Below are 15,696 nucleotides of genomic sequence, written 5' to 3'. Positions count from 1 at the left end.
TTATTTATTGTCGTCATTTGTATCATTTTTTGAGTCGGCATCAGATGAAGTTGGAGCTTGTTTCTCATTTTCATCTTTCTTTTCTTTATCCTTCTCATTTTTATCATCTTGTTTTTGAGCAAACTTACTCAATGCGTTCACGTTAACAACGTCTTCGTCATCGTCCATGTCACGCAAATCAATTTGTTTGTTTTCGGCATCGAGAACCTTCATGTCCAGTCCCAATGCTTGTAATTCTTTAACTAATACTCGGAATGACTCAGGAACACCTGGTTTAGGAATTGGATCACCTTTCACAATTGCTTCGTAGGTCTTAACCCGTCCGACAACATCATCTGACTTGTAAGTCAAGATTTCTTGGAGGGTGTGTGCGGCACCATAAGCTTCAAGAGCCCAAACTTCCATTTCACCAAAACGCTGTCCACCAAATTGAGCTTTACCACCAAGTGGTTGTTGCGTAACTAGTGAGTAAGGTCCAATGGCTCTTGCATGAATCTTGTCTTCAGCCATATGGTTAAGTTTCAAGTAACCCATAACTCCAACAGCAATTCGTTTGTCAAATGGTTCACCGGTTCTACCATCATACAGAACCGTCTTACCATCAGCTGGCATACCAGCTTCCTTTAAAGCGTCGGTAATATCTTCACTACGAGCACCATCAAAGACTGGGGTGGCAACGTGAATTCCAAGCTTCTTAGCAGCCATTCCAAGATGCAATTCAAGCACCTGTCCAATGTTCATCCGTGATGGAACACCCATGGGGCTCAATAAGATGTCGATTGGGGTACCATCTGGCATATATGGCATGTCTTCTTCAGGAATAATGACGGAAACAGTACCTTTATTACCATGTTTTCCAGCCATCTTATCTCCAACTTGAAGTTTACGTTTCTGGGCAATGTAAACTCGAACCATCTTGTTTACACCGGGCTTTAATTCATCGCCGTTTTCCCTAGTAAAGACTTTAACGTCTTGAACAATTCCACCGGCACCATGAGGTACTCGAAGTGACGTGTCACGAACTTCTCGAGCCTTTTCACCAAAGATAGCGTGAAGTAGTCGCTCTTCAGAAGATAATTCAGTAACACCCTTAGGGGTTACCTTACCAACCAAAATATCGTTGTCATGAACTTCGGCACCGACTCTAATAATTCCATCTTCGTCAAGATCCTTTAGTGCATCTTCACCAACGTTAGGAATTTCTCTAGTCATTTCTTCAGGTCCCAGTTTGGTATCTCTAGTTTCTGACTCATACTCTTCAATATGAATTGAAGTGTAAGCATCATCTTTAACTAGTCGTTCGGAAATGGCAATGGCATCTTCAAAGTTATAACCCTGCCATGTCATAAAGGCAACGGTTGGGTTTTGACCTAAGGCCAATTCACCATTTTCCATTGCTGGGCCATCAGCGATAATTTCATCGGCATCAACATGATCTCCAATTTTTACAATTGGAGTTTGGTTATAGTTTTTACCACCGTTAGAACGCATAAACTTCATCAATTTGTACGTATCTAAAGTGCCATTATCACGTCTTACCCGAATTTCTCTTGCATCAACATATTCAACGGTTCCAGGATACTTAGCAATCTTAGCAACTCCAGAATCATGAGCAGCTTGATATTCCATCCCAGTTCCAACAAGTGGTGCGTGTGGTCTGATCAAAGGAACAGCCTGACGCTGCATGTTAGCACCCATTAGGGCCCGGTTTGAGTCATCATTTTCTAGGAACGGAATACATGCCGTTGCCACCGCAACAACTTGCTTTGGTGAAACGTCCATGTAGTCAACGTTCTTTGAATTAGTTTCAACGTATTGGGACTTATCACGTGCCATAACTTGATCGTCTTGAAAGGTTGCGTCTTCATTTAACGGAGAGTTCGCCTGTGCAATCACGTATTTATCTTCATCATTAGCAGTTAGGTAATCAATCTTGTCGGTAACCTTATGAGTAGTCCAATCAACACGACGGTATGGGGTTTCGATAAATCCATACTTGTTAACCCGAGCATAACTTGAAAGTGAGTTAATCAATCCAATGTTAGGACCTTCGGGAGTTTCAATTGGACAAATTCGACCATAGTGAGTGTAGTTAACATCACGAACTTCATATCCAGCACGGTCTCTAGTAATACCGCCAGGTCCTAAAGCAGATAATCGACGTTTATGGGTCAATTCACCTAACGGGTTCGTTTGATCCATGAATTGTGAAAGCTGTGATGAACCAAAGAATTCTTTAACAGAGGCCACCACTGGTCTAATATTAATTAGTTGTTGCGGCGTTACCGTTGAAGCATCCTGAATGGACATTCTTTCTCTAACAACTCGTTCCATCCGTGAAAGACCAATTCGGAATTGGTTTTGAAGTAATTCACCAACTGATCGAACACGACGGTTCCCCAAGTGGTCAATATCATCAACAGATCCAATTCCCTCTTGAAGATCCAAGAAGTAATTGATTTCAGCCAAGATGTCCGCTGGGGTAATGTGTTTATAGTCCAGATCAATATTGTCATTACCAATTACAGGAACGACTTTGTCTGGATCTGTATTTGAATATACTTTAATTACTTGAACAGTAACTGGATCAGTTACGACAGCTTGATCGGAAGGATTAAAGGTGTAAGCCTTAAAATCTTTGTTAGCCAAGTACGGCTTCAACTTTTCCATCAATTCTTTGTCAATCACATCACCTTTGTTAGCGATGATTTCACCAGTATCTGGGTCAGCTAGGGTTTCGGCCAAAGCTAATCCCATTAAACGAGTCTTCATGCTCAATTTTTGGTTTGTCTTGTAACGACCAACTGGTGCCATGTCGTAACGTTTTGGATCAAAGAATCTTTGGGTTAACAAGTTTCTTGCTGACTCAGCTGTCTTTGGTTCACCCGGACGCAAGCGTTCGTAAATATCCTTTAATGATTCTTCAACACGAGAATCATCGGCATCTTTATGAACGTCTTTTTCAAGGGTAAGTGAGAGACTATCATTAGTATTTCCAAAAATCTCAGTAATTTCATCATCTGATCCAAAACCAAGGGCACGAACTAATTCAGTCAAAGGAATCTTTCTAGTACGATCAATTCGAACGTATGAAATATTCTTCGCATCAGTTTCAAATTCCATCCAAGCACCACGGTTGGGGATCACAGTTGAACTGTAAATTTCACGACCATTTTTGTCGAGATCTTTATGGTAATAAACACCTGGTGATCGCACTAATTGAGAAACGATAACACGCTCTGCACCGTTAATGATGAAAGTTCCTTGGTCAGTCATAAGTGGAAAGTCACCAAAGAAAACATCTTGAGTCTTAATCTCACCGGTTTCATGGTTGGTTAACTTGAGAGTAACGTGTAATGGGGCTGAATAATTTGCCTCATGAGCACGTGCTTCATCAACCGTGTACTTAGGTTCCAATAGTTTATAATCAACGAAATCTAGTGAAAGCTTTCCCTGAAAATCCTCAATTGGCATAATATCTTTAAACATTTGACGCAAACCTTCGTCTAAGAACCAGTTATAAGAATTTGTTTGAATCTCAATCAAATTTGGAAGATCCAATACCTTCTTAATTCTGGAATAACTTCTACGGGTCCTGTGTTTTCCATACTTTACAATGTGTCCTGCCAAGTTATTCACCTCTCCCTAAAATTCCACGAAAAAGAAATGTTACGTTTTTGTTACAAAAAGCCATATTGCTGGTTTTTGAGCAAAAAAAATCCAAAAATAAGATCTAAATCTTACTTTTGGTTCTTATAAACGCCATCACGGACAATAGATCGCAACGACTCATTTCAATTCCCAGTTGCATACTCTACACATAATACAAAGAATCAAAGTAAAAGTCAATTAATATGCACAAAAACTCTCAGTAAAAATTTACTGAGAGTTTTAACGTTATTTACTTAGAATTTCTTCTTTGGGATTCTTAACTTCACGTCTATTGATCGTAATCTTGTTTTTATGCGCACCGATCGTAATCTGATCACCGGGTTTGAACTTGCCCGCTAATAAGTCTTCACTCAATGGATCTTCAACTTTATCCTGCAAAGCTCTTCGAATTGGTCGAGCACCATAGGTTGGATTGTAGCCAACTTCAGCAACTAAATCAATGGCAGCTGGAGTCATTCTAACTTTGTAACCCAATCCATTGGCACGATCAATCAGTTCTTGAGACATTAACTTAACGATCCGGTGTAATTCCGACTTAGTCAAGGAATGGAAGATCACCGTATCATCAATTCGGTTCAAGAATTCTGGTTTAAAGAATTTCTTCAACTGTTCTTGAATCGTGGCCTTCATAGCATCGTAATTATCATCATTACCCGATTTTTCAGCGGCAAATCCAACGGTGTTCTTGTATTGAAGCTCGGTGGCACCAATGTTGGAAGTCATAATGATAACCGTGTTTCGAAAGTCTACCTTTCGGCCCTTGGCATCGGTTAAGTACCCATCATCTAGAACTTGAAGTAGCAAGTTAAAGACGTCAGGATGAGCCTTTTCAACCTCATCAAGTAGAACAACTGAGTAGGGATGCTTTCGAACTTTTTCGGTAAGTTGACCACCTTCATCATAGCCAACGTAACCAGGAGCGGATCCAACCATCCGGCTAGTCGAATACTTTTCCATGAATTCACTCATGTCAACTCTGATCATGTCATCTTCTGAGCCAAACATTGCTTTTGCCAAATCCTTGGCAAGTTCAGTTTTACCAACTCCGGTTGGCCCAAGAAACATGAATGACCCAATGGGACGGTTTGGATCTTTAAGTCCACTTCGTGCCCGACGAATTGCTCTTGCAACTGCCGAAACAGCTTCATCTTGTCCCACAACTCGTTCGTGTAAAATCTTTTCCAAGTTTACCAAACGCTTCTTGTCAGACTGTTTCAAATGAGTAACGGGAATCCCGGTCCATTCAGAAACAATTTGAGCAATATCTTCAGCATTTTCTTTTAATTGATAATTATGGGTCTTGTTAGCGTCATTTTCTTTAATGCGCTGTTTTTGGGTTAAATCAGCAATCTCTTTTTGTAACTTTTGTTCTTGCTTACGAATTGAAACCGCATCTTCAAAGCGCTGTTCCTCAATGGCTTTGTCCTTATCATTTTTAACGGAACTAAGTTTTGATTCAGCGCTTGCTAACTTGTCATCTTTTCCAGTTGAATCCAGTCTAACTTTAGCTGCACCTTCATCCATCAAGTCAATTGCCTTGTCAGGAAGGTAACGATCACTAATGTAACGACTAGATAAATCAACGGCTGCATTAATGGCATCATCGGTGATTTGAACGTGATGGTGTTCTTCGTATTTGGGACGTAATCCCTTAAGAATCTTCCGTGATTCATCCTTACTTGGTTCTTCAACTTCAACCGTTGCAAAACGACGTTCTAACGCTTCATCAGATTCAATGTACTTCTGATATTCATCTAAGGTAGTAGCCCCAATGACTTGAACCTGACCACGAGCAAGAGATGGCTTTAAAATATTTGAAGCATCAACTGATCCCTCAGTTCCACCAGCGCCAATCAAGGTATGCAACTCATCAATAAAGAGAATGACATTTCCACTATCTTCGACTTCTTTTAAGACCTTCTTTAAACGATCTTCAAATTGGCCACGATACTTGGTACCAGCAACCAGTGATCCCATGTCTAATTCCATTACCCGCTTATTTTGCATATCCGTAGGAACGGATTTATTCACAATTTTTTCCGCTAAACCTTCGGCAATGGCAGTCTTACCAACACCAGGTTCACCAATTAAAACTGGATTATTTTTAGTTCTTCGGCTCAAAACCTGAATGACACGACGAACTTCAGAGGTTCGTCCAACCACTGGATCAAGCTGATTATCTCGAGCAGCTTTCGTCAAATCACGTGCTAGTGAATCTAAAGTTGGAGTTTCGCTTTGTTCTGACTCACCATTTGAATTGTTTTCAGAAGCCATATTAGTATCTGCAACCCCCATTTTCCGGATCGTTACTTTCCGGACTTGTTCTGGGCTAACTCCCAGGTTAGTCAAAATTCTTGAAGAGAGCATCGCATCATCACTAGTTAAAGCTAGCAAAATGTGTTCAGTTCCCACTTTGGTTGAGCCATACTGTTTAGCAATCTTCCCAGCTAAAGCTAGAATTTCCTTCATCTTTGGAGAATACGGCAAATACGTGTTTCCATCTACCTTCAAATTACCGTATCCAGCCAACTGCTCAATTTCTTCTCTAACGTCCGCCTCGCTGACGGCAAGTTGTTGGAGAGTTTGATAAGCAATCCCATTCTTCTCAATGGTAAGTGCCAATAGCATGTGTTCGGTTCCAACAGCTTGGTGCTGGAAACTCTTAGCTTGTTCTTGGGCAATTACCAAAACATTTTTTGCACTAGGGGTAAATAAATTATGCATATGCAAATCTCCCTTCATTTCTCTTCAAATCATAATCCATAATCAAACTAACACTCATATTTAAGCCGGTAAAGTAAAGCCTCCAGAACACTCGCTCTAACCTGATATTCCATTGCTTGATCAGGTAGTCTAATTGCCTCTTTCTTTAAAATAGCAGCAATCATGTTCTCCTCTTTCTCGGTAATGACTCCATTAGCATATAAGGTGGTTAAAATTGATTCTTCATCCTTTTCGGAAATTTCATCACCAATTGAATCAATCAAACTGTCTAGGACATCCGAATTATCCATTAAGTTGATTTTTTCAATCCTGATGTAACCACCACCACCACGTTTGCTCTCAACTAAATAACCATTACGCAACGTAAAACGTGTTTTAATTACATAGTTAATTTGCGAGGGCACCACGTCAAAATGATTGGCAATGTCTGATCGACGAATTTCGACTCGTTCTTGATCATTATCACCTAGCATATCCTTCAAATAATCTTCAATAATGTCCGATATATTACGGCTTGCCATAAACTCATCTCATCTCTGACTAATGTTGACTATTATTATACAAAGAAGATTCGTAAATTCCAAGTAAATACTCTTGGAAACCAAGGTAATAAAAAAAATCGGGAAAACAAGATTCGAACTTGCGACCTCCACGTCCCGAACGTGGCGCTCTACCAAGCTGAGCTATTTCCCGATGCTTAAATATTAAAAAGTATATAAAAATCGGGAAGACAGGATTCGAACCTGCGACCCCCTGGTCCCAAACCAGGTGCTCTACCAAGCTGAGCTACTTCCCGATGAATGCACCTAGTAGGAGTCGAACCTACAACCTTCTGATTCGTAGTCAGACACTCTATCCAATTGCGCTATAGGTGCATAAGTATTAAACGTTCACATTCATCAGCGAACATATATTATTATACCAGAAGTATCCGATTTTGGGAAAGAAAAATAAAAAAAGTAACCAGAAAAATCTAGTTACCTTTACCACCACAATAACACACCCACTACCACGATAATCGTAACGACTAAAATCGAAACATAGAACCACTCGTTTTTTAATTTGGAATCGTTTTTAACGTTAATCCGAATGTCATGACGTTTAGAAACGTGCTTTTTATTATTTAATTTGGGATCATCGATAATCTTTAAGAAGGTCTGTTGGGCGGACTTGCCTTTAGGATGCTTGAATTTAAAGTACTTCCCATCAGGCTTTAAAAAGCTCCCATCCACATCATCTTGAGCGTAAATGTCGATGATGTTTAAAAGCTGTTGTTTTAGTTTTGGATCGAGAATTGGCGCCGCTAGCTCGACACGGTTATCCATGTTTCTTGTCATTAAATCAGCAGAAGATATCCACAATTTAGAATCATCCTGAGTGAAGAATCCATAAATTCGACTATGTTCCAAAAACTCACCAACAATGCTTGAAACCACGATTTTTTCTTTCTTCCCGCAAATTCCAAGTTTAAGACAGCAAGCTCCTCTAACAACGAGCCTAAATGGTACACCCACTCTGGCTGCATCATAAATGGCTGAAATCACTTCTACATCAGTCAACGAGTTAATCTTTAAAAAGACTGCTCCTTTGCCGGTTCTTAAATAACTTTCTTTAACTTCCTGGATCCCATCAATCACTTGATCTTGAATTTGATGGGGAGAAGCTGATAAAACTTGATAACTGGGTTGAGCGGCATCTGGAGCTTGCAAGTAATCGAAAAATTTTGATAGGTCTTGAACATAATCATCCTTACTGGTAAAGAAACTGAGATCAACAAATCCCTTCGCGGTTTGCATGTTGTAGTTTCCCGTTCCAACCTGGATATAGCCCTTGGGGTGATTGCCCTCTTTTGTTAACACCAAACAAGTTTTACTATGAACTTTCATGTCTTTTTTCCCAAAAATAACATGAACACCAGCATTCTTCAGTTTTTCAGTTACTTTCAAGTTGTTCTTTTCATCAAAACGAGCTCTTAATTCAACCACAACGGTGGTTTTAATTCCCTTTTGAGCGGCTTTTGCTAGTAAATCAACCACTTCAGAGTGTTTTGAAACCCGATACAGGGTTTGTTTAATCGCAACAGTTTTAGGATTTTCGACCGCTTCTTTTAAGAACTGCAAAAACTGACTAAACGAATCATATGGATATTGGATAAGGAGATCCTTTTGATCCAAGTACGAAAGGATTGAGGCGGAAGTCGGCCAAGTTCGAGGATTAAATTTTGCGTAACAATATTCTGGATAATCAGGTGAATACTTACTGACGATCTCAAATAGATAAGTTAAATCAACCGGACCAGGAATCTTAAAAATAGCATTCTTTTCAATCTTAAACTTGTCAATAAAATCATTTAAGAAATCATCGTCAGTATTACCATCAAATTCCTCAACTTCAAATCGGGTTACCTTTCCTTTTTCCCGGTCAACAAGATACTGACGCATCCGAGAAATTGTTTCAAAATTATTATCCTCTTTTTCAACATCTAAGGTGGCATCAAGGTCTCTCGTCACTCTAAAGACGACCGTTCCAGTAATTTCTTTTCCATTAAAGAGACGCTTGAGGTTATGATTAATCAAATCTTCAAGTAAGATATACGTATCAATCCCGTTCGATTTAACCGAAAGCAAGCGGTTAAACTTAGAAGGAATGGGAATAATCCGAATGACTTTTTTATCATCACCTTTGACTAAGACGCCAATCGCAATTTGCTTGTTAGAAAGAAACTTTAAATCATAATTTTCATCAAACTCTTTAAAGGAAAGTGATGGTTGAATCTTCTTAATAAAGTATTGATTGACTTGATCCTTTTGTTTGTCATTAAGGTCTGCATAAGACTCAATCGAACAAACATCTCTCTCCTTTAATTCTTGATTTAATTTATCGTAATCATTGTATTGGATCTTAAAATTTTCATCATTACGATCATGAATCTGATCCAGGATCTGGCTATAGTGAAGTCCAGACTTCTTTTCAATCCCATTATCACTAAGCTCCATTTGCCCTTGAACGCTTGGAACCCTGACACTATAAAACTCATCTAAATTATTTGACCCAATTGCTAAAAACTTCAGCTTTTCCAAAAACGGAGTGAACGATTCAGTGGCTAGATTAATCACTCTTCGATTAAATAAAGTCCAACTCAAATCCCGGTTATAGCACGAGTCAACATACTCTTCATTTCTCTTCATGTTATTTCAAATCCTTAATAAACGTATCATAATCAATCTCAACTTGTTTCATGTATTCATTGGCGAACTCAATGAATGACTTTTTGACCTTGTCACTATTTTTTAGGTACCCGATAATCATCGGAAACGTTGGTGATTGACTGTGTGCTCGTGCAAGTAAAATCACACAAACTAACACGTAATCCTTAAAAGCGTCTAAATCCAACTTATTAAGATTTACGGAACCCTTCATATCCTTAAACTGACGAACGTAATAACTCTTATTACTAGTATTAAACCACCCTAAAAATGGGTCCGAGGCAGTTTGAAGAATCAGCTGACAATCAACAATATTTTCACCCAATGAATCATTTTTGTTCATACCAATAACATTGTTTTTATAAATTGGAAGGGCTTGCTTAATCTGCAAAACCAAGTAATTATTGTTAGCGTCCTCTAGTAAAACTAAAAAGCAAAGAGTGCCAACACTTCCCACTCCCACACTGTGTCTTACAATATCAACGATCTGGAAGTTAGAGAGAAAGAAACGGATATCACTTTTAGTATGATTGTAGTAACGATCGAGTCCATCACTAATTTTTTGATAATCTTTTTTCCCAATGTGAACCGTAACCGGTTCATTATCAATAAAGCGCCGTTCCCCGTTTTTAAGAACGGTTGTATACTTTTCCACAGCGTAGTCAGAAGTACTTCTAAGGGCCTTGTTAATACTCTTAGCGGTAATTTTTTGAAACGATTTTTTAAAATGCTTCTCACCGTCTTTTAATGTACCAAAAATCTTAGAAATATTTCTGATGGAATTAGGCAATGTCAGTTTATCCATGGCTGGAATCTCCGTCATCCTGACCAAGGCACTACGATAAGCCTCCAAGACATCCCTTAAAAACGGATTAACTTCATTTGTGATGTCAAATCCTTGTTGCTTCGCGACCAATAAAGCACTTACTAGAAAACGTAATAAGTCATCTTCAAAGTGACCTACGTGAGATTCGTCAAAATCATTTAAATCGAACAAAAGTTGATGCTCTGGAGAACCATAAAAACCAAAGTTGCCAAGGTGAGCATCACCCGCAATCAACAGATTGATATCACTCATGGGAATGGTACCTAAATCATGATTCATTAGCTCAACGCTTCCCCGATAAAAAGAAAATGGATTTTTGGCCATTCGTTCTCGTTTTAATCCTAGAAGTCCACTAAGTAGCAGTGAATCACGCTCAGTCAAAATTGGTTTAATGTCCCGCTTTCTAGCTTTGAAATTCCGCATGGCTTCCATGTTGGCATCATTACTCATCTTCTCACCAACATGAATTAATTGATCATCATTCATTGAAACGTCATTAAGTAAAGCACTTACGTTATTAAGCCCATAAGGCGATTTTTTCTCGAGTTTCATATCGCTTCTCCTTTATTTGATCAATCATACCGTTATCGTAATTCTAACTTGTCATGTAAATGGAAATCAACTTATTACCCACATCACAACATCAATTTAACTCTATGATAGCGCTGTCGGACCCGTATTTCTACCTTGAATCAATATTTTAAATAAAAAAGAGAGTCCTAGTAATAGGACTCTCTTACTGTTTTAAATTTTAAATGCCGGGGACCGGGATCGAACCGGTACGGTCATCACTGACCGCAGGATTTTAAGTCCTGTGCGTCTGCCAATTCCGCCACTCCGGCAGTATGATAACAAAAAAAGCGGAAGACGGGATTCGAACCCGCGACCTCCACCATGGCAAGGTGGCGTTCTACCACTGAACTACTTCCGCATATGCCGACTATAGGATTCGAACCTACGACCTCTTCATTACTAGTGAAGCGCTCTAGCCAACTGAGCTAAGTCGGCGAAAAATCAATGCGGGCGAAGGGATTCGAACCCCCACGTCCTAAGACACTAGAACCTAAATCTAGCGCGTCTGCCAGTTCCGCCACGCCCGCATAATAATGTGTTACTGGCAATGAGCCGTGGCGGGTTCGAACCGCCGACCCTCTGATTAAAAGTCAGATGCTCTACCAACTGAGCTAACGGCTCAAATGGAGGATACAGGGATCGAACCTGTGACCTCCTGCTTGTAAGGCAGATGCTCTCCCAGCTGAGCTAATCCTCCATTGATAGATATCATTGCGATAAAGCGCAACGACAACTATTAAATAATATCATTTTGATGTTTAAGCGTCAAGAACAAATTGGTTACGCCTCAACGATCAATTCTTCTCAAACCAGTCATACAACAAATATTATTATACCGGAATGTCTTATTGATTTCTACTATTTTTGTTAAAATTTTTCATTTTTTACAATCTTCTTCATCCCATGCATATAAGGTTGAAGAACTTCGGGCACATTCACCGTTCCATCTTCATTTTGATAGTTTTCAAGGATAGCTGCAACCGTTCTACCAACGGCTAAGCCAGAACCATTTAACGTATGAACGTACTGCAATTTGCCGTTCTCATCTCTGTACTGAATGTGAGCCCGTCTTGCCTGAAAATCAAGCGTGTTAGAACAACTTGAAATTTCGCGGTACCGATTTTGAGCTGGCATCCATACTTCAAGATCATGAGTTTCAGCGGCAGTGAAGCTCATGTCACTTGACGTTAGCGTGATGACATGATAAGGCAGACCGAGTTTCTGAAGTAATGTCTCTGCTTGATGCGTAATTTCCTTTAAAGCATCCCAAGACTCCTCGGGCTTGGTAAACTGAACCATTTCAACTTTGTTAAACTGATGCAATCGAATTAAGCCCCGGGTATCTTTTCCGGCACTTCCTGCTTCTGATCTAAACGCTGGGGTCAAGGCGGTGAATTTCACTGGTAACTTCTCTTCAGAAATGACTTCGTCGCGATAGAAATTAACCAGTGGAACTTCAGCAGTCGGAATCATGGTCAAGTCACTATCTTTAATCTCAAATCCAGCCTTATTTTCTAGGAATTTAGGAAACTGCCCGGTCCCAAACATTGAATCAGAATTAACCATGTATGGGGGTAAGACTTCGGTGTATCCAGCATCGGTGTTTTGATCCAAATAGAAATTATATACCGCACGTTCTAATTTGGCTCCTGCACCTAGATAGTATACGAAACGACTTCCTGATACCTTAGCACTTCGCTTGAAATCTAAAATATCTAAGTCTTCGCCAATTTCCCAGTGGGGTTTAGGGGTGAAATCAAACTTCCGTGGTTCACCAATTCGTCTTAACTCTTTTGAACCCTCTTCGGTGAGACTAACGGGAACTTCATCAGCAGGAACATTGGGTAAATGAGCCTCAATATCATGTTGTTCGGCTTTGATAGTTTCTAGCTTTTCATCCAGCGCCTTGATCTCTTTTCCAACTTCACGCATTCTGGTAATTTGATCATTTGCGTCCTCTTTATTGCGCTTGAGCTGTGAAATTTTCTCAGATACCTCATTTCGTTCCGCTTTAAGCGACTCACTTTTAACGATTAGATCACGCCGTTCTGAATCTTTTCTAAGTAAATTGTCAATCACTTCGCCAGGCACATTTCGCTCGGCTAGTTTTCCTTTATACCAGTCTGGATTACTTCTAATCAACTTCATATCTAACATTTTAATTTCCTCCCTTAAAAGACACAAAAAGACCCTCGTCATATTGGGACGAAAGTCTTTTCGCGGTACCACCCAAGTTCCAATTAAGGCACTCGATTAATTAATAACGGTAATTGCCGTGCGGGATTGGCCGCCCGAAATACGTGCTGGAATTTTCAAATGACAATTTTCACCAACATTGTCTCTCTGTGATTCTACTTAATGGGCACGTCACGTTTATTTGTTGCGTCAATTATACAATAATCTCTTAAATTATCCTAATACTTCTTGAATTTTGTCAGAAAGTCTCTTTAAAACTTTGTTTCTGGCGTCCGCATCTTCGACAAAATCATACTTATCCCCGTTAATCCTAATCTTAGGAGATAAGTTATAATCCTCGTACCATTTCGAATATCTCTGGTTTAACTCACGATAATATTCATACAAACTAGCGTCATTATCGATCTGTTCGTATTTTCTTCCACGCTTTTTAATTCTTTTAAGCATCGTATCAAAAGAAATATCAATATAAATCAGTAGGTCCGGTATTTTCTTATATTTACCGTTAGGGATCGGTTCCATCATGTTCTTTAATAAAGAATCATAAATTTGAACTTCTGTTTCAGTTGCTCGACCAAGGTCAGCATTTAGATGAAACAGTAATGAATCTTCAAAGATTGAACGATCCATCACACTGTACTTATCAGAAGAAGCTTCTTTAATGCTGTCCAAACGTTTATTTAAAAAATAAATCTGAAGCAAAAAAGCATACTTTTTTGGGTCTTTGTAAAACAACGGAAGAATCTTATTATCATCAACGGACTCGTAATATGCTGGTGAGTTTAGTTTCTCAGCCAATAATGTCGTTAACGTGGTCTTCCCTGCTCCAATAGTTCCTGATAATACAATCATTTATTTGATCCCCTTAGACTAATTTAAAGAATTTGCAATTGTAATTGTACCATTTAAAAATCATGAATTTAAGACTAGCTTTCATTCTTTTTAATTTCATCCGTATAATCTTCTGAAGGTGAGACATCCACTTTATCGAGAGGAATGATATGGGTATGATGAACAAATTTATACCCAAAATACAAGATGATAACCAACGGAACACTCATATACGTGACCGCAATCTCAAATAAGTTGAAGTGAGCAAAGGCACCAATATCTTGACCACAAATAACAACGATACACAGGATTAAAGTGATAATTGGACCGACCGGGAACCAAGTCGCATGGTATTTAAGTTCTGAAACTTTGTGTCCTTGTTTTATAAACGCCCTTCTAAATCGATAATGTGAAAGAGCAATCCCGAACCAAGCAATAAATCCAGTCAACCCGGAAGCAGCCACTAACCACATGTAAATCTTAGATCCAAAGATACTTGTCATAAAAGTCAACAACGAAATCACCATAGTTGCTAGGAGCGCTAACACTGGAATTCCACGCTTAGATACTTTGCCAAAAACTTTTGGAGCATAACCTTCATCGGCCATCGAATACAACATTCGCGTTGAGGCATACATTCCAGAGTTGGCTGAAGAAATCACGGAGGTCAAGATGACCGCGTTCATAATACTTGCAGCTCCAGCTAATCCGGCACGTTCAAACACAATCGTGAACGGACTAATGGCAACATCTGAAGCACTTGATCCCAACAAATCGGGACTAGTATATGGAATAATTGCAGCAATCACAACAATTGCCAGAATATAGAATAAAATGATGCGCCAAAATACTTCATGAATCGCTTTTGGGACCGTTTCCCGTGGGTTTTCTGACTCTCCAGCTGTAATTCCAACTAACTCAGTTCCTTGAAATGAGAATCCAGCAATTACGAAAACACTCAGAATGCCGGGAATCCCGTTTACGAAGGGAGCCTGCTTATAGGTAAAGTTCCTCATTCCAATAAAGTGACCACCCATAATTCCAAAAATGGTCAAAATTCCGACGGCTAGAAAGATAAAAATCGTGATCACTTTGATCAAAGACATCCAGAACTCAGTTTCTCCAAACGCCTTGACGGACAAGATGTTAATCAACAAAATCAGTGACAGAGCCGCTAAACTCCAAATCCAACTCGGAAAATGTGGCAGCCAGAATTGCATGACGATTGCCACCGTACTAACGTCAACCGCCACCGTAATTGCCCAGTTAAACCAGTAGTTCCAACCCATTGCAAACCCTAAAGCCGGATCAACGTACTTAGCTGAATATGTAGCAAATGATCCAGAGACTGGCATATTAGTGGCCATTTCTCCCAAACTAGTCATCAAAAAATAAACCATGATTCCCATACATACATATGCTACTAACGCACCACCGGGACCAGCATTGTGAATTGCTCCACCACTAGTCACAAAAAGACCGGTTCCAATACAACCACCAAGGGCGATCATAGACACATGACGAGACTTTAATCCCCGCTTCACCTGTCCGTTTCCATTTTTTTCAGACATAAATTATCCTCCTAAATAATTAAGAAGAAACCCAATAACAAAACGACAAAGAAAAAGACCCTCTTGAATAACTTCCAAAAGAGTCCACAAATTCTTA

8 protein-coding genes and 9 tRNA genes are annotated in these 15,696 nt (G+C 39.5%); all 17 read right to left on the bottom strand.

Annotated elements, in window-relative coordinates; translation table 11 throughout:
* The 17 genes from rpoB to AC6UDE_RS02405 all read right to left on the bottom strand — a co-directional run bounded on the left by rpoB (window position 1) and on the right by AC6UDE_RS02405 (window position 15,599).
* The gene (gene rpoB, locus AC6UDE_RS02485) at window positions 1–3,639 is read right to left on the bottom strand and encodes a DNA-directed RNA polymerase subunit beta (RefSeq protein WP_500696529.1); all 3,639 of its coding nucleotides are present in this window, start codon (window positions 3,637–3,639) and stop codon (window positions 1–3) included.
* Window positions 3,640–3,897: 258 nt separating this feature from the next.
* Window positions 3,898–6,396 (bottom strand): ATP-dependent Clp protease ATP-binding subunit, encoded by a 2,499-nt coding sequence (locus AC6UDE_RS02480; RefSeq protein ID WP_500696528.1) that lies wholly within the window; start codon window positions 6,394–6,396, stop codon window positions 3,898–3,900.
* A gap of 47 nt (window positions 6,397–6,443) precedes the next feature.
* Complete coding sequence (locus AC6UDE_RS02475) at window positions 6,444–6,917, bottom strand: CtsR family transcriptional regulator (protein WP_500693535.1); 474 nt, start codon at window positions 6,915–6,917, stop codon at window positions 6,444–6,446.
* A 98-nt stretch (window positions 6,918–7,015) separates the two neighbouring features.
* Window positions 7,016–7,089 (bottom strand) — tRNA-Pro (locus AC6UDE_RS02470).
* A gap of 29 nt (window positions 7,090–7,118) precedes the next feature.
* Window positions 7,119–7,192: transfer RNA gene (locus tag AC6UDE_RS02465), tRNA-Pro, on the bottom strand.
* A gap of 5 nt (window positions 7,193–7,197) precedes the next feature.
* A tRNA-Arg gene (locus tag AC6UDE_RS02460) sits at window positions 7,198–7,271 on the bottom strand.
* A 108-nt stretch (window positions 7,272–7,379) separates the two neighbouring features.
* Window positions 7,380–9,584: a polyphosphate kinase 1 gene (gene ppk1 / locus AC6UDE_RS02455; RefSeq protein ID WP_500696527.1), complete on the bottom strand. Its 2,205-nt coding sequence runs from the start codon at window positions 9,582–9,584 to the stop codon at window positions 7,380–7,382.
* Window position 9,585: 1 nt separating this feature from the next.
* Window positions 9,586–10,980, bottom strand: a complete 1,395-nt coding sequence (locus tag AC6UDE_RS02450; RefSeq protein WP_500693533.1) for a DUF2252 domain-containing protein — start codon at window positions 10,978–10,980, stop codon at window positions 9,586–9,588.
* A gap of 204 nt (window positions 10,981–11,184) precedes the next feature.
* Window positions 11,185–11,270, bottom strand: a tRNA-Leu gene (locus AC6UDE_RS02445).
* 17 nt (window positions 11,271–11,287) lie between these two features.
* Window positions 11,288–11,359 (bottom strand) — tRNA-Gly (locus AC6UDE_RS02440).
* Between the two features lie 3 nt (window positions 11,360–11,362).
* Window positions 11,363–11,436, bottom strand: a tRNA-Thr gene (locus AC6UDE_RS02435).
* 10 nt (window positions 11,437–11,446) lie between these two features.
* Window positions 11,447–11,528 (bottom strand) — tRNA-Leu (locus tag AC6UDE_RS02430).
* 21 nt (window positions 11,529–11,549) lie between these two features.
* Window positions 11,550–11,622: transfer RNA gene (locus tag AC6UDE_RS02425), tRNA-Lys, on the bottom strand.
* Window positions 11,623–11,625: 3 nt separating this feature from the next.
* Window positions 11,626–11,698: transfer RNA gene (locus AC6UDE_RS02420), tRNA-Val, on the bottom strand.
* 170 nt (window positions 11,699–11,868) lie between these two features.
* A complete protein-coding gene (gene serS / locus AC6UDE_RS02415) occupies window positions 11,869–13,158 on the bottom strand; it encodes a serine--tRNA ligase (RefSeq protein ID WP_500693532.1) in 1,290 nt (429 codons plus the stop codon).
* Between the two features lie 252 nt (window positions 13,159–13,410).
* Window positions 13,411–14,049 carry a deoxynucleoside kinase gene (locus tag AC6UDE_RS02410; protein WP_500696526.1) on the bottom strand — a complete coding sequence of 213 codons (639 nt, stop codon included), beginning with the start codon at window positions 14,047–14,049 and terminating at the stop codon, window positions 13,411–13,413.
* A 74-nt stretch (window positions 14,050–14,123) separates the two neighbouring features.
* Complete coding sequence (locus tag AC6UDE_RS02405; RefSeq protein ID WP_500696525.1) at window positions 14,124–15,599, bottom strand: amino acid permease; 1,476 nt, start codon at window positions 15,597–15,599, stop codon at window positions 14,124–14,126.
* Window positions 15,600–15,696 lie beyond the last annotated feature (97 nt).

It is taken from the genome of Fructilactobacillus sp. X2R5C3, assembly GCF_059901325.1.
The sequence above is the reverse complement of the archived record's forward strand: the minus strand, read 5'-3'. Positions and strand labels throughout refer to the sequence as shown.